The 1,700-nt window shown below is 69.7% G+C and carries 2 protein-coding genes; one reads left to right on the top strand and one right to left on the bottom strand.

The annotated features are described in order from the left end of the window. The coding region (locus ACXJKR_RS31690) for an ADP-dependent NAD(P)H-hydrate dehydratase (RefSeq protein ID WP_457326231.1) at positions 1 to 313 on the top strand (313 nt) is incomplete at its 5' end. A 3-nt stretch (positions 314 to 316) separates the two neighbouring features. On the opposite strand, the gene ACXJKR_RS31685 is transcribed toward ACXJKR_RS31690, so the two are convergent. After that, positions 317 to 1,700, bottom strand: a 1,384-nt coding sequence (locus ACXJKR_RS31685; protein WP_457326230.1) for a ribonuclease R family protein, incomplete at its 5' end; no start/stop codon positions are given.

Raw genomic sequence — 1,700 nt, 5'->3', positions numbered from 1 at the left:
GGCCGACCGCCTCGCCGCTGCGCAGGAACTGGCCTTGCAATTGGGCTGCACCGTCGTCCTCAAGGGCTCGGGCAGCGTGATCACCTCACCGGCCGAGCGGCCGGCGCTCTGCGCCAGCGGCAGCCCGGCCCTGGCTACAGCCGGCAGCGGCGACGTGCTGGCCGGCTGGCTGGGCGGGCTGTGGGCTCAGCAACCATCCGCCACGGCTCACGCCATCGCCTGCACCGGCGTGGACGCGCACGGCCGCGCCGGCGAGTACGGCGGCGTGCTGCGCGCCGGCGAGCTCATCGAGCGCCTGGCGGCGCTGCGCTGACGCTCAGCGGCGTTTGCGCGGCGCGGCCTTGGCAGCCGTTTTCTTGGCGGCGCGCTTGGCGGCCTGCTGTGCGGCCTTGACCGGATGCAGGGACGCGACGACTTCCTTGCGGCTCTTCTTCACGTCGCGATCCTGCTGGCGAACATCGTCCAGCGTCTCGACGGCCGTCTTGGGCGCGCGCTTGCGGGCTGGTGTCTTGCCCGGGGCTTTGCCCGTGGGTTTGGATGCCCCGCCGCGCCCGGGTGAGCGCGCGTCTTCGGCGTCGCGCACCAGGCGGAAGTCGATGCGCCGGCCGTCCAGGTCAACACGGCTGACCTGCACCTGCACGCGGGCGCCGGTCGCGTAGCGAATGCCGGTGCGCTCGCCACGCAGTTCCTGGCGCACCTCGTCGAAGCGGTAGTACTCGCCGCCCAGCTCGGTGATGTGCACCAAGCCCTCGACGTAGAGCGCATCCAGTTGCACGAAGAGGCCGAAGGACGTGACCGCACTGACGGTGCCGGCGAACTCCTCGCCGAGACGGTCGCGCATGTAGCGGCACTTCAGCCAAGCCTCGACATCGCGGCTGGCCTCGTCGGCACGACGCTCGTTGGCGCTGCAATGCGCGCCCACGACCTCCCAGCGCTCGGCCTCGTTGCGGGCGTCTGCCGGGTTGGGCGGCGCTGGCCGGCCGGGGCGCTTGGGCGCCTGCGGCACGTTCATCTTGCTGGCGTCCAGCGTGTAGCGCTTGCTCGCCAGCAGGCATTTGATGACGCGGTGGACCAGCAGGTCGGGATAGCGCCGGATCGGGCTGGTGAAGTGGGTGTAGGCCGGGTAGGCCAGGCCGAAATGGCCGGAATTGGTGCCGGTGTAGATGGCCTGCTGCATGGAGCGCAGCAGCATGGTGTGGATCTGCTGCGCGTCGGGCCTGTCTTTGGTCGCCTGGGCGATCGCCTGGAATTCACGCGGCGTCGGGTCGTCGGACACACCCATGCCAATGCCCAGCGAGCGCAGATAGTTCTGCAGCGTCGTACGCTTCTCGGGCGTCGGACCTTCGTGCACGCGGTAGAGCGAGTGGTGCTTGGACGACTGGATGAAATCGGCCGAGCAGGTGTTCGCGGCCAGCATCGCCTCCTCGATCAGCCGGTGCGCGTCGTTGCGCGTGCGCGGGATGATCTTCTCGATACGGCCGYTGTCGTCGCAGACGATCTGCGTCTCGGTGGTCTCGAAGTCGATGGCGCCACGGCGGCCCCGCTCTGCCAGCAGCGCGCGATAGACCTCGTGCAGATGCAGCAGATGCGGCACCAGCTCGCGGCGCTTGGCGGCCTCGGGGCCATGGGTGTTGGCCAGGACGGCCGCGACCTCGGTGTAGGTGAAGCGGGCGTGTGAGCAGATCACGGCCGAATAGAAC

The sequence above is a fragment of the Roseateles sp. P5_E11 genome, from assembly GCF_054049355.1.
This window is presented reverse-complemented; position numbering and strand designations above follow the sequence as displayed.